We start from the raw sequence: 25739 nt of genomic DNA on the forward strand, positions 1-25739 counted from the left end.
GTGACAACATTAGAAATCACCGACCTGCACGTCAAGGTCAAAGCTGAACCAACCCACCCGGAGATTCTGCGCGGGGTCAACCTCGTGGTGCACACCGGCGAGATTCACGCGCTGATGGGCCCCAACGGTAACGGCAAGTCGACGCTGGCGGAAACCATCATGGGCAATCCCGCCTACGAAGTGACCCAAGGTGACATTCGCATCGACGGCCAAAGCCTGCTCGACATGCCCGTCGACGCCCGCGCGCGCCTGGGGTTGTTTCTCGGCATGCAGTACCCGGCGGAAATTGCCGGCGTCACCAACGCCGAGTTTATTCGCGCGGCAATCAATGCCCGCCGCGCCGACGACGACCAGGTGCCAATCATGCAGTTTCTGAAGGAACTCGACGCTACCATGGCCACCTTGGAGATGCCTGAGGACATGGCCGACCGCTATTTGAACCAAGGCTTTTCCGGCGGGGAGAAAAAGCGCAACGAAATCCTGCAGCTGATGATGATCAAGCCGCATTTTGCCTTGCTGGACGAAATCGACTCCGGGCTGGATATCGACGCCTTGCGCATCGTGTCTAAAGGGGTCAACTCGCTGCGCGGCCCCGAATTTGGCAGCCTGATTATCACGCATTACCAGCGCCTGCTCGATTACATCGTGCCCGACTTCGTTCACGTGATGAAAGACGGCGAGATTATTGAAACCGGTGGGGCGGACCTGGCCAAGGAGCTGGAGAAAACCGGCTACGAGCACCTTAAGGGTGGTGTTGGCAATGCCTAACCCAATGCCCAACACGCCAAAAATTGCGCTGCGGCGCTATTTGGCGAATGCTAAAGACGTGGCGAGGACCCCGGTGACGGTGACGGCCGACCCGGCCGTCACCGTCAGCACGAACGTGGCGGCACCACAACCGACGGATGCGCTGGAGGATTGGCTAGTGGGCGGCGATTCGGCCGTGACCACGGTGACGATTCCGGCGCACTACACCGGCCAGGCCGTCGTGTTGACTGGCGCGGCTTATGCTGGCGGGATTGTGCACGTGATTGTCGAAGCCGGCGCGACGGTGGCATTAGAAGAACGCTGGCGCACCAGCGGCGAGCACCTCGGCATCTGGGTGGTGCTCGACGTTGCTGCCGATGCCACGGTCAACTGGCTGACCTATGACGCGATGACCAGCACCACGGCGCTGGTGAAGCGCACGGCGAACCTTGCGGCACACGCGACGCTGAATTGGACTACTGCCGGCTTCACCCAGGCCAGCGGCGCCACGTTGATTGCGGCGAATTTAATCGGCACCGGCGCCAAGGCGACGGTGAACGTCGGGGTGTTGGCTGCCGGCAAGCAACACGTCGGCTACGTCACGGCAATGACCAATGATGGCCGGCAAACCGTCGGCCACATTAACCAGCGCGGCGTGATCACCGGCCACGCCCACCTGATTTTTAACGGCATCGGCCACATCATTCACGGCGCTCGCGGCAGCGACAACCAGCAAGAAAACCGCGTCTTGATGTTGTCGCCCCACGCCCGCGGCGATGCCAACCCGATTCTGCTCATCGACGAAAACGACGTCACCGCCGGGCACGCGGCGTCGGTGACGCGCGTCGACGAACGCCAGCTGTATTATTTGATGAGCCGCGGGCTACGCGAGGACACCGCCAAGCGGCTGGTGATTCGCGGTTTTCTCGAGGCGGGGCTGGCGGAGATTACCGACCCGGCGCTGAAGGCCGAGTTGTTCCAGACAATTGATGAAACGCTGGTGAATGCAGATGCGTGAAGAATTTCCATTTTTTGCCGCCCATCCCGAGTTAATTTATCTCGATTCCGCGGCCACCAGTCAAAAACCGCAGGCCGTGCTCACCGCCTTGACGGCTTATTATCGGGATAGCAACGCCAACGTCCACCGCGGGTTGTACACGCTGGCCTATAACACGACCGAGCGCTACGAGGCCATTCGTGCGCAAGTCGCGGCGTTTATGCACGCGCCGGAAGCCGCCAACATCGTCTTCACCCGCGGCACCACCGATGGGTTAAACCTGGTGGCGCAAAGCTTCGGGCCACAGGTCGTGGGGCCCGGCAGTGAGATTTTGGTTTCAGGCGCCGAGCACCACAGCAATTTTATTCCCTGGCAGCAGCTGGCCAAGCGCACCGGCGCGACCTTTCGCGTCGCCCCGGTGACCCCAAGCGGCGACCTCGATGAATCCGCGCTGTTGCGGTCGATCACGCCGCAAACCAAGTTGGTGGCTGTGGCGGCGGTGACCAACGTCGCCGGCACCCGCGTCGACGTGGCGAAAATCGCCCAGGCCGTTCATGCCGTTGGCGGTTATCTCGTCGTTGACGGCGCCCAGGAAGTGCCGCACCTGCCGGTTGACGTCAGCGCCACGGATGCCGATTTTTACGCCTGGTCGGGCCACAAGGTCTTCGGGCCCACCGGCATCGGCGTGTTGTATGGCAAGTCGACGTTGCTGTCAGCAATGCCGCCGGTGCAATTCGGCGGCGAAATGATCGATGAGGTGCAAGACGCTGAGTCGACATGGGCGCCGGTGCCGTTAAAGTTTGAAGCCGGCACGCCGAACATCGCCGGCATCTACGGGTTAGGCGCGGCTTTGACCTGGCTAGGCCAGCAGGACCGCGGCGCCATGGCGGCTCACGAGGCCGAATTGGTGACGGCGTTGCGCACCGGGTTAAGCGAAATTCCTGGTATCACGTTGTATGGGTCGGCTGCCAGCGTGGCCATCGTCAGCTTCAACCTGGCCGGCGTGCATCCGCACGACTTGGCGACGTTTCTCGACGAGCAACACATCGCCGTGCGCGCCGGGCACCACTGCGCGCAGCCGCTCATGGCCCGCCTCGGCGTGCCGGCGACCGTGCGCGCCAGCTTTGGCCCGTATAATACGGCAGCCGACGTGACGGCATTGACCACGGCGGTGGCAACAGCAGGGAGGTTTTTCCATGGCACTCACTAAACTCGATCAATTGTACCGCCAGGTGATTTTGGACGAAGCCTACCACCCGCGGCATCACGGTAAGCTATCCGCCCCGGATCGTAGCGTGACCTTGCGCAACCCGAGCTGCGGTGACGTGTTGACCTTGCAGCTGCAGGTAGCGGCTGATCGCGTCACCGACGCGAAGTTTTCCGGGTCCGGTTGCACGATTTCGCAAGCCAGCGGCAGTTTGATGACCGATTTAATCATCGGCCGCCAGCTCAGTGAGATTCCGGAGCTGGTGGGGATTTTTTCCGACTTGGTGATCAATGGCAGCGACCCGCGCGAGGACCAGCTTGGCGACGCGGCGATTCTCAAAGGGGTGCACCAGTTTCCGGCGCGGGTGAAGTGCGCCACGTTGGCCTGGAAGGCGGCCGCGCAGGCGGTGGAAGGAGCAACAGATGACTGAAACCAAGAATACGAAGAATAACGAAACCGTCGCGGCGGCCGTCGATTTTCTCCCGACGGACAATCCCGCCGACTTCAAGGACGACATCACCCCGGTGTTCTCCACTGGCCGTGGCCTCACCGAAGCCACCGTGCGCACCATTAGCCAGGAAAAAGGCGAGCCCGACTGGATGTTGGATTTTCGCCTGGCCAGTTTTCACACCTACCAAAAACTTGCGATGCCGAACTTCGGCCCAGACCTTTCCGCCTTGGACCTCGAGCACATGTTGTACTTCCAAAAGGCGACGGATAAAACTTACCGCGATTGGGCCGACGTGCCACCGGAGATCAAGCAGACCTTCGATCGCCTCGGCGTCCCGCAAGCCGAGCGCAAGTACCTCGCCGGTGCCAGCGCCCAATACGAATCCGAAGTCGTCTATCACAACATGAAAAAAGACTTCGACGACCTCGGCATCATCTTCATGGACATGGACTCGGCACTGCGCGAGCACCCGGATTTGGTCCGCCAATACTTCGGGACCCTTGTGCACCCTAGCGACAACAAGTTTGCCGCACTAAACGGCGCCGTATGGTCCGGCGGCAGCTTCATTTACGTACCCGCCGGCGTGCAAACCGACGTGCCGATTCAGTCCTACTTCCGCATCAACGCGGAAAACACCGGTCAGTTCGAGCGCACGTTGATCATCGTCGAGCCCGGCGCCCACATCAACTATGTCGAGGGTTGCACCGCGCCGAATTATTCCAGCGACTCGCTGCACGCGGCGGTGGTCGAAGTCTTCGTCAAAGACGACGCCTATTGTCGCTACACCACCATTCAAAACTGGTCTAAAAACGTCTACAGCTTGGAAACCAAGCGCGCGCAGGCCATGAAGAATGCCACGATGGAGTGGGTCGATGGCAACCTCGGCTCCAAAACCACGATGAAATATCCTAGCGTCTACCTCGACGGCGAAGGCGCCCACGGCACAATGCTGTCGATTGCCGTGGCCGGCGCCGGCGTCGATCAGGACAACGGCGCGCGCATGATCCATAATGCGCCGAACACCAGCAGCAGCATTGTTTCCAAGTCGATTGCCAAAGACGGCGGGGCGGTGGACTACCGCGGCACCGTGCGCTTCACCAAGAAGGCGGACAACGCGTTTTGCCACGTTGAATGCGACACGATTCTGATGGACGAGCAAAGCACCTCGGATACCATCCCGTATAACGAAATCCAAAACGCCACCGCGGCGATGGAACACGAAGCCAAGGTCTCCAAGGTCAGCGAGGCGCAGCTGTATTACCTCGAAAGTCGCGGCATTCCGGAGGCCAAGGCCACCGAAATGATCATCATGGGCTTCGTCGAGCCGTTCACCAAGGAGTTGCCGATGGAATACGCCGTCGAGCTCAACCGCCTGATTGGGATGGAAATGGAAGGTAGCGTCGGCTAGTCGTATAACACTGGGCCTAATAGACTATGGATAAGGCCTGGGAAACGGGCTTACCACGGATCTGCCTCAAATTTTTTCAAAGTATATAGAAATAGCCACCCACATCTTGAAGATGCAGGTGGCTATTATTATGGATAATACTATTTTTCCTCCAATAATTATGGACTGGACATTGCTTTAGTTTACGGTTGCCTCAAATGTTATTGGGCTATCCAATCCGTCTGGCTGATACTCAAGGGTGACTTTATCCCCCTTACCGACTGCAGAAGTAAAGTTTACCCAGAACGTCGTATTACCATTATGACCAATTGATACTTCATTTTGCCCATCCTGCTGGTCTACAATTTCTCCCGCTGTGCCAGACTGGTCATAAACTGTGAAGTCCCAGATTGTTGGTAAGTAAGATTCACTGTCACCGTAGTTTGTATAGTTGAAAGAAAATTGAACGGATTTTTCATTCGTAATGGCAATGGTATCAATGTCACTGTTCACCAAGTTTTGACCACTAGAGTTGAAGTTCTTAGTAGCACTTGTAAGTTTTAACCCCCACATTTGGTTACCACTGCCGTCTGACAGTTTGGCTTCCTGGCCAATCTCGTAAGGCGTGGATGAAGTAGTATCTTCAGAACTGTCATCACTAGAATCAGATTCGTCGTCGTTGGTAGTGCCTTCGCCTTCAGAATCATCGAACTTTCCAGATTTATACTTGAGTTTGTGCAACACGTCCTTACTAAGAATTGCGCCATTCTCAATTTGCTTCTTTGCAGTACCCACAATTTCTACAGGCACATCACTGCTATCGAACTGAGCAGGAATTGCGAATTTTCCGTCGGATACCTTGACACATTTCAGCACAGCGTCACTCTCAGTAATTGATACATACTTAACTTCACTCGGAGCGGTGCCTTTAATCGAAAAATTACCCGCCTCATCAACTTTAACGACTCCGGATTTAACTCCAGACGTAACTGCAAACTTGGTCTGAGCGCAACCGGCCATCACAACGACAGCAAATAGCGTAACCAGTCCAACCCATAACTTCTTCATCTCAGTCCTCCTCAAATCCAGCTTGTATAGAAGTCGACAATCGTTGCGTCTACCCGATCATACTGGGACGAGTGTGATCGGGTAGGTGTCCTCTGTTTATAGGCCGAGAATTTGTTTTTTCTTAGCGTCGAATTCTTCTTGAGTAACTGCGCCAGCGTCTAGGAGGTCCTTGAGCTTCTTTAATTCGTCCAAGTCACTGGTCTGCTTAACTACTCCATAGGGTTGATGTGCTTCTTTGATTTTTTCTTCCACAATTTGTTGCAGTTCAATCATGTCATCGAGCGTTTTCTTGCCGGCAAACATTACCGTGTTTTCGTCTTGAGTTGCGGAAAAAACACCGCCTCGTGATTCATTTCCGCCCATTACCGAAAATTGAATATAGCCGTTAGTAAGACCGGGCTTCTTAAGCTGTACGGCGGTAATGCTACTATATGGGATGGTTTTATCGCCCTTTAATCCCTGATTTAGCGCGTTAAGCATACCTTTCCGGTGAATTGTGACTCCGAAATCGTCTATTTTAATCTCATTTCGGCCGCCATGGTTGCTTACAAAAGTTCTCTCCATTTTTCCCCTCCAAGATCTACTTTTTGTACAATGCCCAAGGCCCGACTTATCCAGACCTGTTGCTTGAGTGGGCGAATATGGTTGATTATATAAATCACTGATAACAGTTTGACCGACATCATGAAGTAGGCGCGTAATGGTCAGCTAGTTCATGGATTTTACGGGTTTGATTAACGAGCTCTACTTCATTTTAGATTGTCACAACGATGCCACAATAATCGATTACTAGAGACTTCGAAAAGTGTAACGTAACATTGAACTCTGCATCTACTCGTTTTGATGTTGCTAATTCACTCGAGTTAGGTGCGGGAACGGAGGATAGCCGCTGTATTGGTCCGCGAGTCACTGATCAAGATCGTCGACAATAGCGGTGATCTTATCTGAAAACTGCACCAAGTCAATTGGGTGGACAAAGTCGATAGTTTCCTTTTCAGCATTATTGAGTTGAATCCAGTTGCGGCTCTTGCTGAAGTATACTCGAACGATCCATTTTCTGATGTTGTCGTCTAGGAGTACGTTGAAGTAACTTTTGTTGTCGCGATAAAATACGCGCTCTTCATCGAGTTTGTCCCGTAAGATGATTTTCACCGTTGTGTATGCTTCGATTTCAGCAGGGGTGGTCACAATTGTGGAAGTACTTGAATCATTTTCTTCGTTGTCTTCTTCTGATTGGGTTGTCTCATTAGAGGTTGGGGTGGTCGATGAGTTCGTTGAGACGGACGTGTTAAGCGCAGAACTCAATTTGTCACTAACTTCTTCCTGAATTGCCTGATTAAAGCCGGATTGAATAATCGGAGTGAACAGCTCGAGATTTGCTTGAGTTGCACGCTCATGAAAGACGTTAGACAAAATGAAGCGAACGAAATCTTCATTTACAGACTTGATTTGATGCGTGAGGTAGTCACGGAATTGATTGCTGTACTTCAACTGAGAGGCAGACGAGGAGATACTTTCCTCATCAAAATTATCTTTGGTGAAGCGGAACAGCTCGTTGATTTGGCTATCTCTCAAAGTGCTCAGGTGAACGGTGAGAAAAGGCTCAGAATCCATCTTATTCTGGTTATCCAAATCGGTAAAGAACCGATACTCGTCACCGTTTGAGAGGATACCAAACTTTGCGTCTGTAGTCCCGAAGTATCTAAACAATTGAGAGTCGTGGTTATTGAGATCTTCGTTGATTGCTTTACACTCAACCAGTAACTGGAGTTTGCCAGCGATTACGATGGCATAATCAACTTTTTCACCTTTCTTAATACCCACATCCGCCGTGTACTCTGGAATAAACTCGAGTGGATTAAACACATCGTAGCCAAATGCCTGAAAAAATGGTTGGATCAATGAACTCTTTGTCGCTTCCTCAGTTTTCAGGCTATCTCGAAATTGATCGACGCGTTTTGCCACAGCTTTAATTTTCTGGGTAAACTCTTCTTTTTCCATGTTATCCTCCAAATAATTGCTTTTAACTAAAAAAGATTCTCAGCTTTTTTCGTCAATCAGGGTTGGACGTAAATAGAGTTTAATGCACTTCATTCGACACAAACTAAGCAGAGAAACATATACATGTTAGCGTTCGCATTATCTCTAGCTTACTTTAAATAGTTTGGTTCGACAATGGCTCATAGTACTTTTTTGTAGATTTTTACTTGGCCATAATGATATTGGAAGAAAATAACAAAGGGATAAAGCTTTCGAGATATCGTCCTCATGAATATCGTCGTTAGCGTCGGCTAGAAAAAGGGCTGCGGCCCTTTTTTTCGTGCGCGCCATAACGGTATACTAGTGGCGGAGGTTAGCCATGAGTGAAGACTTAACCGATTTTATCAAGAGTCACGCATTCGGGGTGCCGCAGCTGCGCCCCGACGAAAAGCGCGCGTTTCTCGGCAACTTTCGGGAGCGCGTGGCGATGGCCGTGACGGTGCGCCAACTGCATAGTGAGCAAATCTATGACCTGCTGGCATCCGTGTTGACGCGTTACCCGCAGTACCGCATCTACCTGAACGGCCGGATGCCCCAGGAGCTGGTGACGACATATATGCAACAGGCGTTGGCGCACGACTATCCGTTTACCATCATGGCCCAATCCGGGCTGCGGGTCGCGCGGCCGATTACCGCCGATGATTTTGGCTGGGTGTTGGCCAGCCCAACGGAGAAAATCTCCCGGCCAATTTTACTGTGAACAATAAAGGAGACATGCACAATGGCAAATGAAGTGGCGCAGATTCAAGCGCAAGTCGCAGATATTCAGCAGCGGCTCTTGGCGGGCAAGCTGTTCCGCACCTTGCCGGCCGAACTCGGCCAGCTGATGGCCAACGCGCCGGAATTGCCGGCCACCCCGATTGAAGAACCGCACGACGACTTGGCCGCGTTGGCGCGCATCCACGCCATCGGCAAGCGCGTCAAGGCGGCCAAGAATCCCACCGTTACCGACGTCGAGCTCGAGTTTATGCTGGCACACTTGGCCAGCACCAGCCCGGCGGTGCGGGACAAAGGGGTATTTTTCCTGCTGAACGATTTGCTGCAAGTGGGGGCGTTATCCGATGACCAGTTGCTGATGGTATTCACTCGCCTGCAGGCTCCCGACATTTTATACGCCCACATCCTCGAGCCGGAAAACGACGCGGTGTTTCTGCGCAGTTTTGCCGTGATGATTCTGTCTGTGTTGACCTATGCCGATAGCCATCAGTACCACCTGTTCAGCGAAGCCGAGTATCACACCTTGGTGTTGCGCCTGACCGCCTACATCGTGATGGAAAAAGACGGGCGCGGTTACGTGGCCAAGAAGGGTTGGGCGCACACCTACGTCCACATCGGCAACGCCTTAGACGAGCTGACTAACGTCGAGTTCCTGCAACGCGGCGAGAAAATCTTGTTGATGGCCGCCGCAATCGAAGGCTGGCAGCGCATCGACACGCCGCTGGTGTACGGTGAGGATCAACGCATCGCGCTGTACCTGACCAACCTGGCCGCCAAGCACGAGTTTTACGCGAACTCCTTGGTGATGTGCCTGACGCACTGGCAACAAAAGGTGCAAAAAATGCGGCCTCGAGAATCGATTCGCTTCTGGAACCGGTGGTATAACCGCGATCGGCTCCTCAGCGGCTTGTTGATGCGCGGCGACCTGCCGCAAGTCGTCGTCGATTACCTGCAGAAAATTCTCGATTTCTATTGAAGGACGGCCACCGCTGCGGTGGCCGTTTTTTATTGCCAAATTAGATCCAAACTATTGTTCGCGACATAATTTAGATAATATATCATTATCTGAATATATTTATTTATGAACAGGTGGTGTTTTTCTGGTGGTTCGCGTATAATTTAGTACCGGGATAAATATAAGGAGTTTTGCTTCCCGGTAATTGATGGGTGATTATCGGGCCAACACCCTCACTAAAGGAGTGGTATGTGATGCGTAAGAAATCAACATTGCGGATTCTCGGGGGACGAGTCCGCTACTATCGCCAGTTGCGCGGGCTGTCGCAAGCCGCACTGGCCAAGGATATCTGCACCCAGGCGACCATTAGTCTGATTGAAAAGCGCAACAAGGTGCCGAGCATGGAAATCTTGTTGCAGCTGGTGAATCGGCTGGGGATTCAACTGGCGGACATCGTCGTTGAGCAGGCGGACCGGAACCAACGGACGCTGAATCAAGTCGAGTCGCTGGTGCGCCACGGCGATTACCAAGCCGCCGAGGCGAAGTTGCACACGCTGGTGCCGGAGAAATTTAAGGAGCCGAGTGCCACGCGGCGATTTTATTATTTTCAAGGGATGGTCGAATTATATGCGCACGAACAGCCGGAAGAGGCGATTTATTATTTTGGTCGCGTGCTGAATCCGACGCTGAGTAACGACCACGACTTGCTGGGCATCATGGCGACGTTGGGGTTCGCCTTGGCCTACGCCAACCAAGGCGCCAACGAACGTGCCCGCGTCTATGTCGACTCCGCCTTAGCGCTGATGGCCACGGCGGCGCAGCCGGATCAAGAAGCCTTGACGGTGGCGTTGACGTTAAACTGGCACCTGGCCCAAGTGTATTACGCCTTACAGGATTATGCCGCGGTATTAACTTACGTGCGGCGCGGCATCAAGCGCGCCATCGCCGAGGAAAGTCTGTTTCTGCTGGCGGAACTGTATGCGTTAGAGGCGCTGGCGTTACGGGCCACCGGCGACGCCGAGGCGCCGGCGAGTTACGAAATTGCTCAGGCCTTAGCGCAGTTGCAAGAAGCCGACGCCGCCAGCGATCGGTTAGCGGCGCAATGGGCCGAATTATCGGCATAACAAATAACGCCTCGCGCAGGTTGCGCGAGGCGTTATTGTTAGTTTTGGACGAAATCGTGCACCGCGGCGACCAGTGCTTCGGGGGTCGAATACACCTCGCCGTTGAGTTTGATCAAGCCGACGGTGTAGAGATTCAGGTAGTGGAATTGGTTTTCCGCCACCGTTTGTAAGGCGGCAATTTTCTTCGCGTTGGTGGCGCCTTGCTGCCGTGAATCGGTGTACAAGCCGAAGAGGTGCATGCCCTTGGCGTACGCGATGCCGATTTCGCTGGCCACGCCGGCGTCGATCACCGGGCCGTCCAACACGGCGATCATGGCGTCTGCGCTGAGCACTTCCTTGGTGTCGGCTTCGGCAATCATCTTGCTGTCTGCGTAAGCCTGCTTGTCGTTAATCGCCGTATTTTCCTGCGGCAGATAAATGGTCAACCCGGGATTGGCGGCGCGCAGTTGCGCCACGAGCTTGGCGTTAAAATCAAAGTCGGCCTGCGAAAATAGGCCGTTAGCAAAGTAAAGTTTCATGATAGCCTCCTACAGCCGAGTCAGTTTGACCACCGCTTCGCAGCGCGCGGTGTACGGGAACATGTCGATAGATTGAATGTAGTCGACGCGATAGTCGCGGCTGAGTGCCACTAAGTCGCGGGCCAAGGTCGACGGATTGCACGAAATGTAACACAGCTTAGCCGGGCGCGCCTGGTGCAAGGCGCGAATTAAACCGCCGTCCAAACCGGCCCGCGGTGGATCGACCACCACGGCGGTGGGGGCGAAGCCAGCCTTTAGCCAGCGCGGAAAAACGGTTTCGGCGGTGCCCACTTCATAGCGCGCATTGGTCACGCCGTTGCGAGCGGCGTTGGCATTGGCGTCGGCGACGGCAGCGGGAATAATTTCCATGCCGCGCACTTCCTGCACGCGATCGGCCAGCGTGATGCCGATGGTGCCGACGCCGGCATACGCGTCAACTAGCCGGTCCTGCGGCGTTAACGCCAAGGCCTTGGCCGCCGTTTCGTACAGCGTGGCGGTTTGTGCCGGATTCAGTTGCAAGAACGCTTGCGGTGAAAGCTGGAATTGTTTGCCTAAAATGGTTTCGGTAATTGTCGGCTGGCCGGCCAAGATTTTGGTGGTGGGGCCCCATAATAAACTGGTACGGCCGGGGTTGACGTTTTGCGCCACCGACACCACCGTCGGGAGCTCGCGGGCAATCGCCGCCAGCAGCGGCCCTTGTTGTGGCAATTCCGGACTGTTGGTCACCAAGGTCACCTGGCTTTCGCCGGTGGCCGCGGCTTCGCGGACAATTAATGTTTTCACCGCGCCGGCATTCTGATGCTCGTCGTACACGGGCACGTCAAGTGATTCCAGCAGGTGGCACAGCGTGGTGACGATGTGCATTGTACTTTCGCGTTGCGTGGCAAAATGCGTTAGCGGCACGAGCCGGTGGGAACCCGGCGCGTACAGGCCCGCCGCCACGTGGCCGTTCACGCGGCGCACCGGGAATGAGGCCTTGTTGCGATAATGTAACGGCTGCGCCATACCGATGGTGGGGCGCAAATCATAATGTTGCCAGCCGGCTGGTTTATATTTGGCCAAGGACTGGGCCACCACGTCGCGCTTAAACGCCAGCTGTGCAGGGTAAGCGAGGTGGGCCAACTCGATGCCGCCAACCTGACCGTAAAGCGGATCGATTGGCGGCACGCGGTCGGGGCTGGGTTGCTTGACGCGGTGCACCCTGGCTTCCAAGAAGCGCTCATGCACGGCCGTGACCTCAGCGACGACGACCTCCTGCGGCAGCGCGCCGGTGACGAAGGTGATTTTCCGTTTGTAATAGCCGATGCCGGCCCCGTTGATGTCTAACCGTTTGATGGTGAGCGGAAAGCGCGTCCCAATTTTTACTTGATTATCCATGTCTCCCCCTTATCGTGTCGTGATGATTATACCGTGTGACGGTGCGCGCGGCCACCCGGTCAGGTATAATAGAAGCACAACGAGGAGGAACAGCATGAAGATTAGTTATGAAAGCAGTGGCCGCGGGCGGTTGACTACCACGGTGTGGCACAACCAAGAGGCTCACGAACTTCACGCCGGCGAATCCGTCACGCTCAAGGTGCACCGCGGGGATGTGATCACTTGGCGCGTGGGCAAACACACCCGGCGCCACACGTTGAGCTACCAAAGTCCAGAAGCCGAGTTTGTCATTCGCGATAACCGTCAGCTGGGGTGGTACCTCGCCGCCTTTGCGGTGCTCGCCGTGGCCGTGGGGTACCTCAAGTGGCTCGACAATACGGGCTTAACGATTTTCGTGCTGTTGGCATTGATTGGGTACGAAGTGGTGAACTACTTCATCGGGTGGGTCGCCATCCCGCAACATTAAAAAATCGCCGCTAGTAGACTAGCGGCGATTGTGCCGTTCACAGGCAGTTTGGAGCGCGGTGTACAACCGGAAATAATCGTTGTCGGTGGCCGTGGTTTGCCAATGAATCACCGGGGTGTCCGGCCGCAATTCGGTTCCTGCGTCTGCGGGGTCGACCAGCGTGGTGATGATGAGGTCAGCTTCGCGGTAATCCGCCGGCGCCACCAGCTTGACGAATTGAATGCCAGCTAAAAACTGCAACAAATCGCGAATAGCGAAGGTCCCCGGGTCGACGAGCGTGGCGACTTTCAGGCAATGATCGGTGTTCAGCTGCGGATAGCAGCGCGCCGTGGTCAAAAACAAGCCGGTGGTCATCAACGGGGCCAAATCGTGGAACTCCCCAAGCACGCCCGTGGTTGGTAGCTGCGCAGCATAGGCATTGATGCAGCTGGCCAGTGCGCCGTGATCGCTGCCCAACTCGTCGCTGGAGTAAAAATCGACCCGGCGGGAAAAATTGGTGCCGACCACCGCAAAACTATAGGCGATCCGGTAGAGGTTGGCGAGCATCCGGTCATTGTTGGCGGGCTCACCGCCAAGGGCTTGTTCGTGCTGATCGAGCCAGGCAACCAAACCCTTGGCATACGCCACCGGGGCCACCTCAAGCGCGCCGAAGCGGGAGAGTAGCCAGCTGGTGGCCGGGGTAGGCTGTAGGTCAAAGCTCAGGCTATGCAGCTGCATGAAACAATAAAACAGCGTTTCGGTTTGCCGGTGCACGTCGCTGAGCTCGTCAGCGGTGAATAACGGTGGCAGCGGGCGCTTCTCGGCCTGTTCCAGATAGCTCAGCGCTGGAAGCTCCGGCAACAGGTGGCCTTGACGTTGCCGCAGCAATTGACACGCCAAGCGCATGCGATCTTGCATGGCGCTGGCCAAGGGGATGAACCACTGTTGCCGCACCGCCGGCGTGAGCCGGGCCAGGTGGTCACGCACCGTGGCGTCAAGCGCCGCGGTGAACGGCCAACCATTGCCGCGATAGCCAAGCAGGAAAAACGTCTCCATGGCGAGGCGAATCTGCACCTCTGCGCCTTCTAAGGCCCAGGTGCTGGTGTTTAACGTGATATGGCAGCTGGCCAAGTACCGCTTGTAGGCCGCCGCACGTCGGCGCAACGTCGTGATATTATAGTGATGGTCGGCGCAGAACTCATGGACATTCGGCACCGGTGCCGTGAACAGGTAGCGAAAGAGATTAAAACTAGGACTTTGGTCGAGCAGGTGTAGGCGGTATTGATCCACGGTGATCGCTTTGGCGATATGCTGAAAGGTGACTTCATTGACCGCCGTTTCCGGCACGATGCCGAGACTTTGGAGATCCTTCATGATGGCTTGAAAGGCGGCATAGGTTTGGGCATAGCTCAAGCCCACCACTTCGGCCAACCGCGTCACGGTAAAACTTGAGGTGGAGAGGGCTTTCATCACGCGAAAAACCCGATAATTCGTTAGCATATGCTTGTCGAAGAAATAGGATTCGAACATGAGGCACCTCCCCCAAAAGTCATTAGTAGTATAACACAGCATCAATTATTGCTTGTCGAAAGGGGTCAGGATAACATGCCAAAAATTACGGCAATCACCACACAAAAACGACGCGGGCGCTATAACATTTTTATTGATGGTCATTACGCGTTTCCGGTGAGCGAGCAAAGCCTGATTCAGTTTCGCCTGAGCAAGGGGCAGGAGCTGACCCCGGCGCTGGAGCAAGCCATCAAGGCCGCCGAGGTCACCGCCAGCGCCAACACCTTGGCGCTGGATTACCTGAGCCACCAGTCGCGCACGGTGCACGAACTGCGCCAACACCTCGCCGAAGCCGAGCTGCCGCCGGACGCCATCGATGCGGCGGTGACGCGACTGACCGAGCTGCACTACCTCGACGATGCCGCCTATGCCCGCGCGTATGTGAACGACAACTTGCTGATGGGGGAGCGCGGCCCCAAGGCGGTGATGCAGGTCCTGACGAAAAAAGGCGTGGCCAAGGACATTCAAGCCGACGTCTTAGCTGCGGTCACCACCGCGCAGTGGGCAGCAGTCGCATTGCGCGTGGCAGCTAAGGCCGCCAAGCACAACCAGCGCCGCGCGTATCACGACGCCGTGGCCCGCATCAAGCTGGCCGTTTTGCAAAAAGGCTTTAACGCCGATGCCGCAGCCGCCGCGCTGGCCGATTTGGACTTTCAACCTGATCCGGCGGGCGAGGCCGATCGATTGGCCACCGAGGCGGCCAAGCAGTGGCGCTTGAAGCGTAAATATACCGGTTACGATCGGCGGCAACGCGTGAAGCAGGCGTTGTATCGCAAGGGTTACGACTTGACGGCCATCGACGCCGCCTTAGCCGAATTGACCGATGACTAAAACAGGCCCCCGCTGGGCCTGTTTTTTGGTATACTGAAACAGAATACGATTTTGTGAAAGCAGGTTAGAGATGCGGATACCCAAAGAAGGCGATTCGGTCGCCATTCAAAGCTACAAGCATGACGGTAGCCTGCACCGCACCTGGCGAGACACCATGGTGCTGAAAACCAGCGAAGATGCATTAATCGGTTGTAACGATCACACGTTAGTGACGGAGTCAGATGGCCGGCGGTGGTTGACCCGCGAGCCGGCGATTATTTATTTTCATCAACATTATTGGTTCAACATCATCGCCATGATTCGAGAAGGCGGCGTGTCGTATTACTGCAACTTGGCGACGCCGTATGTTCTCGATCACGAGGCGGTGAAGTACATCGACTATGACCTCGACGTCAAGGTGTTCCCGGATGGGGAAAAGCGCCTGTTAGACGTCGATGAATACGAGGCCCACCGGCGGCTGTGGCAATATCCCGCGGCGACCGATCGGATTCTCAAGGCGAATGTGCGCGTGTTGGTGGATTGGATCAACCACGGCAAGGGACCATTTTCCCAGGCCTACATCGACTTATGGTACAACCGGTACTTGCAACTCGCTCACCGAGTGTAGGCAACAGGCTGCGGCGTGCCGCAGCCTGTTTTGATTGGAGGAGGAACCATGACAGAATTAATTCAAACACCGGCGGCTAGTTTTGCCGGCAAGGTCTTTACCACCGAGGACCTCGACGAACTGAATACCTTTGCCCAGTGTTGGCGAGATTTTGAAGCCGCGGGGTATTGGCCACAGCTCGATGCCCTCACCGATACGCCGAACCGCAGCTACCTGTTGGTGTTTTCGCCTTACGGTGCGTTTCAGTACTGGGTGGGGGCGTTGCTGCCGGCCATGGCGCAGGTGCCGGCGGGTTTGACCAATTTCAAGTTACCGGCTGCCACGGTGGCCAGCACCAGCGAAAAGACCAACCGCTTGTTGGCGGATATGCCGGTGGAAGTCAGTTACATGAAGGGCATGGCGGAACTGGAAAGTGCCGGCTTCCCGTTGCCGGAGCATATCGGGCAAACGGATTGGCCGTATTACGTCGAGTCGTTTGCGGTGAATTCGGCGACGATTACGCACCGGCTGTATGTCAATCCGGATCAGTTGGAAGGGTATGACGAGTATGACTAATGAAGAACGCATGAAATCTGGGGAGCTGTACATTGCCAGCAAGGGCGACTTGCCCGCCAAGCAACGGCGCGCCAGACTGTTGATGGAAAAATATAACCGCACCAGCATCACCGATTTGACCGGGCGGCGGGAACTCTTGCAGCAGCTCTTCGGTGCGGTGGGTGAGCATGTGTATATCGAGCCTCGCTTGGCGGTGGACTACGGCGAAAACATTCGCGTCGGCGACCGGTTCTATGCCAATTACGACCCGATCATGTTAGATGTCGCCCCGATTACCATCGGCGCAGACGTCATGTTTGGCCCGCGGGTCAGTTTGCTGACGCCGGGGCACCCGCTTGATGCGGCAGTGCGCGTGGCGGGCTACGAATACGCCAAGCCAATCACCATCGGCGACCGAGTGTGGATTGGTGGCGAGGTCACGGTGCTTGGCGGCGTCACCATTGGCGATAACACTGTTGTCGGCGCCGGCGCCGTGGTGACCAAGGATCTGCCGGCGAACGTCGTGGCAGTCGGTAATCCGGCCCGCGTCTTACGGCCATTGGGGCCTGAGGATGCCGCTACCTGGCAAGCGCAACGTGCCGCGTATGACGCCGAATTTGCGCAACAATAACCAACTGATCCGCGTCGATTCCTGTAAGGAGTCGGCGCTTTTTTGATCGTGCGGTTAACTTGATATTAATGAACAATATTAGAATATTTGTATCACGGCTTGGGAGGTTGCTATACTCAAATTAGCAACTGCTTGATGCAGGCGAAGGGAGTGAGCGTCATGAAAGAGCCGTGTTCGACCACGCCGACCGTTGACCAAGTCATCCTCGGCATCGAGGTGGAAAAACTGCGCGTCGATCGCCAAGGCGCCGTTAGCCAGCAGCCGTATCCCACGGATCTGACCCCGGCGGTGCGCGACTATGTCGACCGCGAATACTTCGAGGCGCAGGTGGAGTTCACCTTGCCGCCGACCGCTGATGTGGTCGCCAATCTGGCCACCGGGACTCAGATTATCGGCGAAGTGGCACGTCAGCTGGCACCGGCGGAGTGGTTGTGGCCGTATAGTTGCCCACCGCCGTTGGCTGCGCCGCCGACGCTGGCCCAGATTTCACGCGTGCCCGAGGCGACCTATCCCTACCGGCGCACCTTGAGTGGCTGGTACGACATGCGCCGCTTGATGAATAACGGCGTGCACATCAACGTGAGTTTTGCCGCCTCGGCGGTGGCCAAGCTAGTTGCGCAGTCGCCACTGAGTGATGCCAACGCGCTGTACATGCACGTGGCGCAACAATTCATGCGCTACCAGTGGGTGTTCGTGTATTTGTTTGGGGCCACGCCAGCGAGTTTTGCCGGTTACGCGCCAGGCGCCGACCTGCCGGTACCGGTGCGCAGTGTGCGCAGTGGACAAGCGGGGTTCCCAACGAGCATTACTGGAGACTATCGCAGTCTTGAACATTACGTGAGCCGGCTTGAATCGGCGCTGGCCTCTGGGGAACTCCTGCGGGCGAGCCAATACTACGAACCGGTGCGGCTGAAGGGCCTGCGCGGCAAGGCACCGCAACAACTGCGGGCGGGAATCTCTCACCTGGAGTTGCGGGCGTTTGATCTAAATCCCACCACCAGCACAGGCGTGACGGCGGATCAGCTACGCCTGATTCAGGTGATGGCAATGTATTTTGCTCAGCAGCCACCGTTAGCAGCCGACCAGGTTGCTACAGTGCTAGCGCAAAGCCGCCGGCAAAGCGAGCAGGTGGCCCATGAGGATCCGCGCACGCCGTCTTGTTGTGCTGCGGCTGGGCGTCGCTTGTTGACTCACCTTGAAGCATACGCCGAGCGGCAAGGCTTACCCTTGGCCTATCAGAAAAGTCTCCAGAGCTTTTTGCAGGAGTTTCAAGACCCGCGGCGAACGTTGGTGTATCGGGTGTGGACCCAACAGTTGCAGCCGGCGCTTACGGTACAGGCCTAACTAAAAAAATCGGCGCCGTAGCTCACCTTGAGGGGTGAGCCGCGGCGCCGTTTTTACTTGCCTTGACGTAATTCTGGGTTGACCAATTTTGGATTCACAATGGACATGGTTTCAAAATCGAGATACGCACCAATCATGATGGAGATAAACATCACGGCTAGGCACCAGCCAAACGGGGTACCGATCAACATTCGGTAGCCGAAGTAATCCGGCCAAATGAAGCGCACCAGGTTCGTGCTGCCTACCGCAACGCCAAAGTCGAGCAGCAGGTTCAGCGTGATTTTCAGCGGCCGGGCCGAGGCCAACATGAAGAAGCGCACGGCGAGGTGAATCAGCGGTACGTAAGTGTACTTGCCCAAGATCCGCAGCGGGCGCTCCACGGGGATCTTGGCGAAATACAAAATCACCGCGCCGACGCCGGCACCAATCAACGTTCGCCACACGCTACTAGCGTGAAGCACCAAGGCGTTATACGCGATACCAATCATGAATTGCGCGGCAAGGTAGGGAATAACAAAGAAGAAAAAGAAAATGACGCTGGCTTTGCGGTCACTCATAGGGCGCCTCCTGACGTTCTTTATCCATTATACCTGCGTGCCGTGGAAAATGGTGAGATTTCGTGGCGAAAATTGACGACGTGAGGCAACCTGACAGGATGACTTGACCTCGTTGGCCTCCCGTGCTTTGATGGAAGAAAGAACAATGCGGAGGCTGAAATGGCAGAAGAAGTTCGCTTTCATAGCGTGTTTGATATCATCGGGCCGGTGATGGTGGGGCCCAGTAGCTCGCACACCGCCGGCGCCGCGCGCATCGGCAAGGTCGTACGCAGCATTTTCGGCGAGGAGCCGGAGACGGTCACGATTCACCTGTATGAGTCCTTTGCCAAAACCTACCGCGGGCACGGCACCGATGTCGCGTTGGTGGCAGGCCTGCTGGGCATGTCGCCGGCCGACCCGCAACTGCCGGATTCGTTGAAGATTGCCTATGACCGTGGCATTAAGGTGGCCTTCGTGCCGGAAAGCACGCAAGTCGACCACCCCAACACGGCGAAAATCGTGCTGACCAAAGGCGACCGCACGCTGACGGTGACGGGCGTGTCGATTGGCGGCGGCAACATCCAAATCTCTGAAATCAACGGCCTGAAGATTTCGCTGCAAATGGGGACGCCGACATTTATCACGGTGCACCGCGACGTGCCGGGGATGATTGCCAAGGCCACGGACATCATGGCCGCGGCTCACGTCAATATCGGCACCATGACCGTGACCCGCACCGCCAAGGGTGAAAAGGCGATTATGATTCTTGAAGTTGACGAGCGGCACCCGGAGCTCAAGGCGCAGTTGCAGGCGATTCCCGATGTAGAAAGCGTGACTTATTTTGACTGAACCCATGTTTCACACTGTTGCCGAATTGGTGACGCAAGCCGCGGCTTACCCCAACGTAGCCGAGCTGATGGTGGCGCAAGAAATGGCTAACACCGGCCGGACTCGCGAGCAGATTCGCGACTTGATGGGCCGCAACCTCGACGTCATGGTGGCGGCCGTTCACCAAGGGATTCAAGGCGTGACCTCGGTGACCGGCTTAACTGGCGGTGACGCCAAGCGCCTGGATGCGTATTTGGCCGCTGGCGATACGCTATGTGATCCTACCGTGCTCGAAGCCGTGCGCAACGCCGTGGCGGTCAACGAGGTCAACGCCAAAATGGGCCTGATTTGTGCGACCCCAACTGCGGGGAGTGCGGGGGTGCTCGCCGGCACGTTAGTCGCGGTGCGCGAACGCCTCGGGTTGACCCGCGAGCAGCAAGTCGATTATCTGTTTACGGCGGGCGCATTCGGCTTGGTGATTGCTAATCACGCCGGCATTGCCGGGGCGGAAGGCGGCTGCCAAGCCGAGGTCGGTTCGGCCAGTGCGATGGCCGCGGCGGCCTTAGTGGCGGCAAAAGGCGGCACGCCGGACCAATCCGCGCAAGCCGTTGCCATCACCATTGCCAACATGCTGGGCTTGATTTGCGACCCGGTGGCCGGCCTCGTCGAGATTCCGTGCATCAAGCGCAATGCCCTCGGTGCCTCTCAGGCGCTGGTGTCCGCGGACATGGCCTTGGCTGGTGTGCGTAGCGTGATTCCGCCTGACGAGGTCATCGACACCATGGGCCGTGTCGGCCGCCAGTTGCCAGCCATGTTTCGGGAAACCGCGGAAGGCGGATTAGCGCAGTCGCCCACCGGCCGCAAGCTGATGGCGCAAGTCTTCGGCGAGCCAACTGAATAAACGATTTTCGCCTTGGTGGTCACGCCAAGGCGTTTTGTTTGCGTAAAAATTGTGCACCAATTCTTCAATGTGTTGACTGTCAGATGCTGGCCCCGCGCTTAAGATGACCTAGAAAGCGTTTTCCCATTAGCAATTCATTATCGGCTCGACCCAGCGCAGGTCGCAGCCCGGTGCAGGAGGAAAGGAATCTTGGCAGAAACAACAGCAACTGAATCCGTCGATCCAAAAATGGCGGCCGTTTATCAAGACCGGCAATTCTTCGGCCACCCTAAGGGCCTCGGGGTCTTAGGCAGCGGCAATTTATTTAATTCCATCGCGTGGGCCGCCTTCAACGCGATTTTTATCTATTACTTGTACACCCCGTTTTCTAAAGGGCTTGGGTTCTCGCAAGGCCAGGCCAGCTCGATTATCGCGGCGATGGGCGTGGCCAATTCGGTGTTTGGCATCGTCGGCAGCTGGCTGGCCGACCGCGTGCTGGGCATGCAAAAGGCGCTAGTGTGGGGCAACGTCACGAAGGCGCTGGGCTTTGCGATGATGGCTATTCCCGCCATCACCATGAACCAAGGCCGAATTTTCATGTTTATCGGCCTGATCTTGCTGTGCGTGCCCTTGATGGGTTCGAGCAACGCCTCTTTGACGGCGCAACTCTATCGCAAATCCGATGACGCGCGGCGCGATGCGGCGTTTAACGTGCACAATATTTTTAATAGCATCGGCGGCTTGCTGGCCCCGGTGATTGTCGGCAACATTTCGACGAAGAACTATCATATTGGCTTTGCCATTGCGGCGGTGGCCGCGCTGGGGTATGCCGGCATCATTTTGATTTTTGGCCACAAGTTCTTCGGTGACCTCGGGCTGAAGCCGGTGAAGCCCCTGACCAAACGAGAAGGGACCACGGTGTTGAAGTGGAGCGGCCTCGTTGCCGCCGTCTTGCTTGTCGCTTTTGGGGTCGCCTTGGGCACCCACAGCCTGACCTTTGATCGCCTGTTGAATCTGATCACGACGATGGCCTTCCTGATTCCGCTGGCATTTTTCACGAAAATGTTTACCAACAAGGCGATTAGCAAACACGAGCGACGCGTGTTCAAGCCGATGGGCAAACTCCTGGCCATTCAGGTGTTCCAAGCGGTCATCTGGGCGCTGACCGGGCCGGCCACGTTGATGTACATGGACCAAAAACTAAACCGCACCGTTGGCGGCTTCACTTTTGCCCCGGCGACCTTCGTCTCGATTGGCGCGGCGTTTGCGCTGATTTTCAATCCGGTCGCAACTTACCTGTGGACTGCGACGAAATTCGGCAGCCGCATCCATAGCCTGAGCAAGATGGCGTTGAGCTACATTCTCGGCTCGGTGACCTTGTTTGTCATTCCGTTGACGATTTTCCTGGCGACGGGCAAGGTCAATCCGCTGTGGTACATCCTGACCATGCTGGTCGATAACTTCACCGGTGCGGTGGGCGGACCATCCGGGATTTCTTTGATGGCCAAGATGGCGCCAAAGTCGTATGACACCCAGATTCAAACGGCGTGGAGCCAGTGCACCACGATTGGCAATGGCATCGGGATGTTGGTGTTCATGGTGTTCAACACCGTGGATAAGCAACTGACCTTGTTCCCGTTCCTTGGCGTCGGTTCCGTGCTGGTGGGTATCTATCTGTATGCCACCCGCAGTAAGTTGGAAGCGGCCATGGCGTGATCGCCAAAACAGTCGAAGCGGGCTGGGTCAAAAATAAAAATGAGAATATTCTCATCAAACCGGTCGCTGTAGCCCTTGATATGACTGACTTTTCAATATTCGCCAAATTGAAATTAACCAAAATCGATTCTCAATGGCTATTACTAGTGTAAGGGTCATCGCCGGCCGGCAACAACGCTTGCACAGACTCGGGCAGTCAGCACCAGTTCGCCTAGGCAGGAGCGCCAGCACCAATCGCTCAGGTGAGAATCGCCAGCTTCACGGATTCAGGCGTGAGCCCGCCAGCAATGTTGGGTTCAGACTCGGACCGTCAGCATGAATCGTCCAGGCTTTGGGCCGCCAGCCACACTCGCCCAAAGGCTTGCCCGTCACCCGACTGCGCATTATCGGCGAAAGCCCGCGCGGCCCGTGATTGGCAGGCGGGTGAGTTGAGTTTCACCTTGGTAACCACCACGCATCTCGCCACGCGGACATGAGTGTGAACATTGCGCTTCACCTCACCATTCGCTCAGGGCTTGCCGTGCCTCGCGGTTTTCTCGAAACTCAACTCACCACCCGTGCGAGCCTTTGCCGGCCGGCGAACCCGCACAGACCTCGGGCCGTCAGCAACAGTCGCCCATGGTTCAGGCTGTCCGGTGCGTTGTGGCTCACTTGCAAGGCAACGCACTCACCGCCAACGTAGACGTACGTGAGCGGCGGTGCCGGCGCATTCATGAGTGCGCCGGCATGATCGCAGTAGTCAGCGTCATGACCTGACGATAGCGCTTGCCTGAAACCACCAATTCACCCGTGTCTGCCGTCATGGCGGGGACGGGTGTTTTGGCGTGTTGCCAAGCAAAAAAATCCTCGCATTCGCCTGACCAATGACGATCAAGCTGACGCGAGGACTTTTTTTTAATCTTTGACTGATGCCCCACTGACGGCATCGGTGACTGGCGTGGTGATGGTGTGCAGCTGGCCCTGAAAATCGGTGAGGCTGGTGTGGCCATTTTCCGCCATGGCCACTTGCAGTTCGGCCAGTAGGCGAGGAAAGACGCCAAGGCCTTCTTCTTGCAGAGTCGTGGCGACTTGCACCATGCTAGCGCCGCACAGAATCAGTTCGTAGACGTCGCGCCCGTTGCGCACGCCGCCGGTGCCGACGATGCTGATCTCTGGCCGCAGGCGTTCGCGGAAGGCGCGGACATTGGCTAACGCAATCGGCTTGGCGTAGGCGCCGCCGATGCCACCGAACCCGCCTTTCGGGCGTACCAGCGTCGTGTCCGTGGCCGGGTCGATCATCAAGCCGTTGCCCAGGCTGTTGATCGAATTGATGTAGGTGATGGGGAAGCGATTCAACACGGCAGCCATTGCGTCGAATTGGGCGAGGTCAAAATACGGTGGCAGCTTAATGCCGGCCGGTTTGTTGAAGACCTTGAACAATTCGGTGAGGATCTGCTCAGTCGCCTCAACATCGTAAGCGACCTGAGGCTTGCCGGGTACGTTCGGGCAGCTGAGGTTGAATTCGGTCAGGCCGGTGAAGCTGCTGGCTTGAATTTGCTTGGCCATCGTCACATAGTCGCTGGGGGCCATGCCGGCTACTGATAAGAAGAAGGGCTGGTCGGGGTGGGCGGCTTGGAATTTCTCCGCGTATTGAATATAGTAATCGAGGCCTTTATTCGGCAGGCCCATGGAATTGATGCTGCCGTAGGGCAACGTGGCGTATCGCGGCGCCGGGTTGCCGACGCGCGCTTCCAGGGTCCCGCTTTTGGTGATGAAACTGCCCGCCGCGCTGGCGGCCAATTCATCGAGGTCTTGTGCGGACAAGCAATGCACCCCACTGGCATTCATAATGGGGTTGGCGAATTCAAACGAACCGATATGCGTCGTTAACGTCATGATTTCCTCCTAAGCAAGTTGTGAGCAGTGGCGGGTTGCACGACACTGTGAACCCGGTTTCAGCCAGAGCCATTAAACCACAGATTGGCCGAAATGAAAATGTTCGGGAATTGCCGGCAGCGGCGCGATTCTGCTAGCTGTTTGGCCAGAGGTTTGCTATACTAGACGGAGCTTACTTAATGAAAGGGTCATGCTCATGATTTATTTTGATAATAGTGCGACCACCAAGGCGTTGCCCGCGGTACTCGACACGTATCGCAAGGTCTCAGAGGACTTTTTTGGCAACCCGTCAAGCCTGCATGCACTCGGCGATCACGCCTATCAGTTGCTAGAAGGCGCACGTAGCCAAATTGCCGAATTGATCCACGCGCAACCAAGCGAAATTTATTTCACCAGCGGCGGTTCCGAAGGTGACAACTGGATCATCAAAGGCACAGCCATCGAGAAGCGGCCGTTTGGCAAGCACCTGATTACCACCGCCGTCGAACATCCCGCCGTGATCAATACGATGAAGCAGCTGGAAGGCCTCGGCTTTGAGGTCACCTACCTGCCGGTGGATCACCGCGGGTTCATCAACATCGCGGATTTGCAGGCGGCGATTCGTCCTGACACCATCCTCGTGTCGATCATGGCGGTGAATAATGAAATCGGCGCGATGCAGCCGATTCAAGCGGCGGCTCGAGTGTTGGATGATTATCCGACTATCCACTTCCATGTCGACGCGGTGCAGGCCATTGGCAAGGGCTTACTGCCGGCCTTGCGGGATCCGCGCATCGACTTCATCACCTTTTCTGGTCACAAGTTTCACGGCCCGCGCGGCACCGGATTTATTTACGCTAAAACCGGCCGCCATTTTGCCCCATTGATTACCGGTGGCGGGCAGGAAAGTAATTTACGCTCAGGTACGGAAAATGTGCCGGCCATCGCAGCAATGGCCAAGGCGCTACGCCTGCTTCTGGCCAACGAGCCCGCAGCAGTGGCCAATCAGCAAGCGATTCGCCGGCGGATTTATGACCACGTCAGTAAGCTGCCGAACGTCACGATGTTTAGCCAGCTCACGCCGGACTTTGCGCCGCACATCCTGTGCTTTGCCATTGCCGGTGTCCGCGGGGAAACCATCGTGCACGCGTTTGAAGTCGAGCAGATCTATATCTCGACGACCAGCGCCTGCAGCAGCAAGAAGGGCACGGAAAGCAGCACGTTAGCGGCGATGCACGTCGACAGTAATATCGCCACCAGCGCCATTCGCGTCAGCCTCGATGAGTACAATACGCTGGCTGAAGCCGACCAGTTCAACGCAGCATTCGACCGCATTTACGCAAAATTTCAGAAGCTGATGCCAACCGCCAGCTAGA

The 25739-nt window shown here is 56.2% G+C and carries 26 protein-coding genes; 18 read left to right on the forward strand and 8 right to left on the reverse strand.

The annotated features are described in order from the left end of the window. The 5 genes from sufC to sufB are packed head-to-tail and all read left to right on the forward strand — an operon-like array spanning nucleotide 1 to nucleotide 4810. Nucleotides 1-768 (forward strand): Fe-S cluster assembly ATPase SufC, encoded by a 768-nt coding sequence (gene sufC, locus FD02_RS00115; RefSeq protein ID WP_056949792.1) that lies wholly within the window; start codon nucleotides 1-3, stop codon nucleotides 766-768. Further along, complete coding sequence (locus tag FD02_RS00120) at nucleotides 749-1765, forward strand: SufD family Fe-S cluster assembly protein (protein WP_191980317.1); 1017 nt, start codon at nucleotides 749-751, stop codon at nucleotides 1763-1765. The genes sufC and FD02_RS00120 overlap by 20 nt, the downstream gene beginning before the upstream one ends. Then, entirely contained in the window at nucleotides 1758-2954 is a 1197-nt protein-coding gene (locus FD02_RS00125; protein WP_056949794.1) for an aminotransferase class V-fold PLP-dependent enzyme, read from the forward strand. The genes FD02_RS00120 and FD02_RS00125 overlap by 8 nt, the downstream gene beginning before the upstream one ends. Continuing rightward, nucleotides 2941-3381, forward strand: coding sequence for a Fe-S cluster assembly sulfur transfer protein SufU (gene sufU / locus FD02_RS00130; protein ID WP_056949795.1), 441 nt, complete (start codon nucleotides 2941-2943; stop codon nucleotides 3379-3381). Before FD02_RS00125 ends, sufU begins: the two co-directional genes overlap by 14 nt. Next, a complete protein-coding gene (gene sufB, locus FD02_RS00135) occupies nucleotides 3374-4810 on the forward strand; it encodes a Fe-S cluster assembly protein SufB (RefSeq protein ID WP_056949796.1) in 1437 nt (478 codons plus the stop codon). Before sufU ends, sufB begins: the two co-directional genes overlap by 8 nt. Nucleotides 4811-4987: 177 nt before the next feature. On the opposite strand, the gene FD02_RS00140 is transcribed toward sufB, so the two are convergent. The 3 genes from FD02_RS00140 to FD02_RS00150 all read right to left on the reverse strand — a co-directional run bounded on the left by FD02_RS00140 (nucleotide 4988) and on the right by FD02_RS00150 (nucleotide 7858). Beyond that, nucleotides 4988-5857, reverse strand: a complete 870-nt coding sequence (locus FD02_RS00140) for a hypothetical protein (RefSeq protein ID WP_054722579.1) — start codon at nucleotides 5855-5857, stop codon at nucleotides 4988-4990. A gap of 96 nt (nucleotides 5858-5953) precedes the next feature. Next, nucleotides 5954-6337, reverse strand: a complete 384-nt coding sequence (locus tag FD02_RS00145; protein WP_420805077.1) for an SHOCT domain-containing protein — start codon at nucleotides 6335-6337, stop codon at nucleotides 5954-5956. 426 nt (nucleotides 6338-6763) lie between these two features. Beyond that, entirely contained in the window at nucleotides 6764-7858 is a 1095-nt protein-coding gene (locus tag FD02_RS00150; protein WP_056949798.1) for a type I restriction endonuclease, read from the reverse strand. Nucleotides 7859-8216: 358 nt separating this feature from the next. Here FD02_RS00150 and FD02_RS00155 point away from each other — a divergent pair, with 358 nt between their 5' ends. The 3 genes from FD02_RS00155 to FD02_RS00165 all read left to right on the forward strand — a co-directional run bounded on the left by FD02_RS00155 (nucleotide 8217) and on the right by FD02_RS00165 (nucleotide 10693). Next, nucleotides 8217-8597, forward strand: a complete 381-nt coding sequence (locus FD02_RS00155; protein ID WP_054722577.1) for a DUF1694 domain-containing protein — start codon at nucleotides 8217-8219, stop codon at nucleotides 8595-8597. A 21-nt stretch (nucleotides 8598-8618) separates the two neighbouring features. After that, entirely contained in the window at nucleotides 8619-9590 is a 972-nt protein-coding gene (locus FD02_RS00160) for a DUF2785 domain-containing protein (protein ID WP_056949799.1), read from the forward strand. A gap of 233 nt (nucleotides 9591-9823) precedes the next feature. Then, nucleotides 9824-10693 carry a helix-turn-helix domain-containing protein gene (locus tag FD02_RS00165; RefSeq protein WP_054722573.1) on the forward strand — a complete coding sequence of 290 codons (870 nt, stop codon included), beginning with the start codon at nucleotides 9824-9826 and terminating at the stop codon, nucleotides 10691-10693. Nucleotides 10694-10731: 38 nt separating this feature from the next. Here the strand turns inward: FD02_RS00165 and FD02_RS00170 are convergent, their stop codons facing one another. Continuing rightward, the gene (locus FD02_RS00170) at nucleotides 10732-11211 is read right to left on the reverse strand and encodes a nucleoside 2-deoxyribosyltransferase (RefSeq protein ID WP_054722571.1); all 480 of its coding nucleotides are present in this window, start codon (nucleotides 11209-11211) and stop codon (nucleotides 10732-10734) included. A gap of 9 nt (nucleotides 11212-11220) precedes the next feature. Then, nucleotides 11221-12588, reverse strand: coding sequence for a 23S rRNA (uracil(1939)-C(5))-methyltransferase RlmD (gene rlmD, locus FD02_RS00175; RefSeq protein ID WP_056949800.1), 1368 nt, complete (start codon nucleotides 12586-12588; stop codon nucleotides 11221-11223). Between the two features lie 94 nt (nucleotides 12589-12682). On the opposite strand from rlmD, the gene FD02_RS00180 reads away from it, so the two are divergent. Further along, on the forward strand, nucleotides 12683-13054 hold the full coding sequence (locus FD02_RS00180; RefSeq protein ID WP_054722568.1) for a hypothetical protein: 372 nt from the start codon (nucleotides 12683-12685) through the stop codon (nucleotides 13052-13054). A gap of 18 nt (nucleotides 13055-13072) precedes the next feature. Here FD02_RS00180 and FD02_RS00185 read toward each other — a convergent pair whose 3' ends face one another. Next, on the reverse strand, nucleotides 13073-14563 hold the full coding sequence (locus tag FD02_RS00185) for a helix-turn-helix domain-containing protein (protein WP_056949801.1): 1491 nt from the start codon (nucleotides 14561-14563) through the stop codon (nucleotides 13073-13075). Nucleotides 14564-14638: 75 nt separating this feature from the next. Between FD02_RS00185 and recX the strand changes: the two genes are divergently transcribed. The 5 genes from recX to FD02_RS00210 all read left to right on the forward strand — a co-directional run bounded on the left by recX (nucleotide 14639) and on the right by FD02_RS00210 (nucleotide 18549). Further along, nucleotides 14639-15433, forward strand: coding sequence for a recombination regulator RecX (recX, locus tag FD02_RS00190; protein WP_082603248.1), 795 nt, complete (start codon nucleotides 14639-14641; stop codon nucleotides 15431-15433). 70 nt (nucleotides 15434-15503) lie between these two features. Beyond that, nucleotides 15504-16040 carry a nucleoside tri-diphosphate phosphatase gene (ntdP, locus tag FD02_RS00195; RefSeq protein WP_054722558.1) on the forward strand — a complete coding sequence of 179 codons (537 nt, stop codon included), beginning with the start codon at nucleotides 15504-15506 and terminating at the stop codon, nucleotides 16038-16040. Nucleotides 16041-16088: 48 nt separating this feature from the next. Then, a complete protein-coding gene (locus FD02_RS00200) occupies nucleotides 16089-16595 on the forward strand; it encodes a hypothetical protein (RefSeq protein WP_054722556.1) in 507 nt (168 codons plus the stop codon). Further along, on the forward strand, nucleotides 16588-17205 hold the full coding sequence (locus tag FD02_RS00205; RefSeq protein ID WP_056949802.1) for a sugar O-acetyltransferase: 618 nt from the start codon (nucleotides 16588-16590) through the stop codon (nucleotides 17203-17205). The genes FD02_RS00200 and FD02_RS00205 overlap by 8 nt, the downstream gene beginning before the upstream one ends. A gap of 159 nt (nucleotides 17206-17364) precedes the next feature. After that, nucleotides 17365-18549: a hypothetical protein gene (locus FD02_RS00210; protein WP_056949803.1), complete on the forward strand. Its 1185-nt coding sequence runs from the start codon at nucleotides 17365-17367 to the stop codon at nucleotides 18547-18549. A gap of 53 nt (nucleotides 18550-18602) precedes the next feature. On the opposite strand, the gene FD02_RS00215 is transcribed toward FD02_RS00210, so the two are convergent. Continuing rightward, entirely contained in the window at nucleotides 18603-19106 is a 504-nt protein-coding gene (locus tag FD02_RS00215) for a hypothetical protein (protein WP_054722551.1), read from the reverse strand. A 159-nt stretch (nucleotides 19107-19265) separates the two neighbouring features. On the opposite strand from FD02_RS00215, the gene sdaAB reads away from it, so the two are divergent. From sdaAB to FD02_RS00230, 3 genes are all read left to right on the forward strand, one after another. Then, on the forward strand, nucleotides 19266-19934 hold the full coding sequence (sdaAB, locus tag FD02_RS00220; protein ID WP_056949804.1) for an L-serine ammonia-lyase, iron-sulfur-dependent subunit beta: 669 nt from the start codon (nucleotides 19266-19268) through the stop codon (nucleotides 19932-19934). 4 nt (nucleotides 19935-19938) lie between these two features. Continuing rightward, nucleotides 19939-20814, forward strand: a complete 876-nt coding sequence (gene sdaAA / locus FD02_RS00225; RefSeq protein WP_056949805.1) for an L-serine ammonia-lyase, iron-sulfur-dependent, subunit alpha — start codon at nucleotides 19939-19941, stop codon at nucleotides 20812-20814. Between the two features lie 189 nt (nucleotides 20815-21003). Further along, on the forward strand, nucleotides 21004-22509 hold the full coding sequence (locus FD02_RS00230) for an oligopeptide:H+ symporter (RefSeq protein ID WP_056949806.1): 1506 nt from the start codon (nucleotides 21004-21006) through the stop codon (nucleotides 22507-22509). 894 nt (nucleotides 22510-23403) lie between these two features. Here the strand turns inward: FD02_RS00230 and FD02_RS00235 are convergent. Next, nucleotides 23404-24384, reverse strand: a complete 981-nt coding sequence (locus FD02_RS00235) for a dihydroorotate oxidase (RefSeq protein WP_054722545.1) — start codon at nucleotides 24382-24384, stop codon at nucleotides 23404-23406. A 196-nt stretch (nucleotides 24385-24580) separates the two neighbouring features. Between FD02_RS00235 and FD02_RS00240 the strand changes: the two genes are divergently transcribed. Beyond that, a complete protein-coding gene (locus FD02_RS00240) occupies nucleotides 24581-25738 on the forward strand; it encodes a cysteine desulfurase family protein (protein ID WP_054722581.1) in 1158 nt (385 codons plus the stop codon). Nucleotide 25739 lies beyond the last annotated feature (1 nt).

Origin of the sequence: Lacticaseibacillus nasuensis JCM 17158 (assembly GCF_001434705.1) — a bacterium.
In the GTDB taxonomy this organism is placed as follows: Bacteria; Bacillota; Bacilli; order Lactobacillales; family Lactobacillaceae; genus Lacticaseibacillus; species Lacticaseibacillus nasuensis.

Bases quoted from the DNA above. Each gene is read 5' to 3' on its own strand.
- FD02_RS00125 (WP_056949794.1), top strand. From the start codon at position 1,758: ATGCGTGAAGAATTTCCATTTTTTGCCGCCCATCCCGAGTTAATTTAT.
- sufU (WP_056949795.1), top strand. From the start codon at position 2,941: ATGGCACTCACTAAACTCGATCAATTGTACCGCCAGGTGATTTTGGAC.
- sufB (WP_056949796.1), top strand. From the start codon at position 3,374: ATGACTGAAACCAAGAATACGAAGAATAACGAAACCGTCGCGGCGGCC.
- FD02_RS00140 (WP_054722579.1), bottom strand. From the start codon at position 5,857: ATGAAGAAGTTATGGGTTGGACTGGTTACGCTATTTGCTGTCGTTGTG.
- FD02_RS00145 (WP_420805077.1), bottom strand. From the start codon at position 6,337: ATGCTTAACGCGCTAAATCAGGGATTAAAGGGCGATAAAACCATCCCA.
- FD02_RS00150 (WP_056949798.1), bottom strand. From the start codon at position 7,858: ATGGAAAAAGAAGAGTTTACCCAGAAAATTAAAGCTGTGGCAAAACGC.
- FD02_RS00155 (WP_054722577.1), top strand. From the start codon at position 8,217: ATGAGTGAAGACTTAACCGATTTTATCAAGAGTCACGCATTCGGGGTG.
- FD02_RS00160 (WP_056949799.1), top strand. From the start codon at position 8,619: ATGGCAAATGAAGTGGCGCAGATTCAAGCGCAAGTCGCAGATATTCAG.
- FD02_RS00165 (WP_054722573.1), top strand. From the start codon at position 9,824: ATGCGTAAGAAATCAACATTGCGGATTCTCGGGGGACGAGTCCGCTAC.
- FD02_RS00170 (WP_054722571.1), bottom strand. From the start codon at position 11,211: ATGAAACTTTACTTTGCTAACGGCCTATTTTCGCAGGCCGACTTTGAT.
- rlmD (WP_056949800.1), bottom strand. From the start codon at position 12,588: ATGGATAATCAAGTAAAAATTGGGACGCGCTTTCCGCTCACCATCAAA.
- FD02_RS00180 (WP_054722568.1), top strand. From the start codon at position 12,683: ATGAAGATTAGTTATGAAAGCAGTGGCCGCGGGCGGTTGACTACCACG.
- FD02_RS00185 (WP_056949801.1), bottom strand. From the start codon at position 14,563: ATGTTCGAATCCTATTTCTTCGACAAGCATATGCTAACGAATTATCGG.
- recX (WP_082603248.1), top strand. From the start codon at position 14,639: ATGCCAAAAATTACGGCAATCACCACACAAAAACGACGCGGGCGCTAT.
- ntdP (WP_054722558.1), top strand. From the start codon at position 15,504: ATGCGGATACCCAAAGAAGGCGATTCGGTCGCCATTCAAAGCTACAAG.
- FD02_RS00200 (WP_054722556.1), top strand. From the start codon at position 16,089: ATGACAGAATTAATTCAAACACCGGCGGCTAGTTTTGCCGGCAAGGTC.
- FD02_RS00205 (WP_056949802.1), top strand. From the start codon at position 16,588: ATGACTAATGAAGAACGCATGAAATCTGGGGAGCTGTACATTGCCAGC.
- FD02_RS00210 (WP_056949803.1), top strand. From the start codon at position 17,365: ATGAAAGAGCCGTGTTCGACCACGCCGACCGTTGACCAAGTCATCCTC.
- FD02_RS00215 (WP_054722551.1), bottom strand. From the start codon at position 19,106: ATGAGTGACCGCAAAGCCAGCGTCATTTTCTTTTTCTTCTTTGTTATT.
- sdaAB (WP_056949804.1), top strand. From the start codon at position 19,266: ATGGCAGAAGAAGTTCGCTTTCATAGCGTGTTTGATATCATCGGGCCG.
- sdaAA (WP_056949805.1), top strand. From the start codon at position 19,939: ATGTTTCACACTGTTGCCGAATTGGTGACGCAAGCCGCGGCTTACCCC.
- FD02_RS00235 (WP_054722545.1), bottom strand. From the start codon at position 24,384: ATGACGTTAACGACGCATATCGGTTCGTTTGAATTCGCCAACCCCATT.
- FD02_RS00240 (WP_054722581.1), top strand. From the start codon at position 24,581: ATGATTTATTTTGATAATAGTGCGACCACCAAGGCGTTGCCCGCGGTA.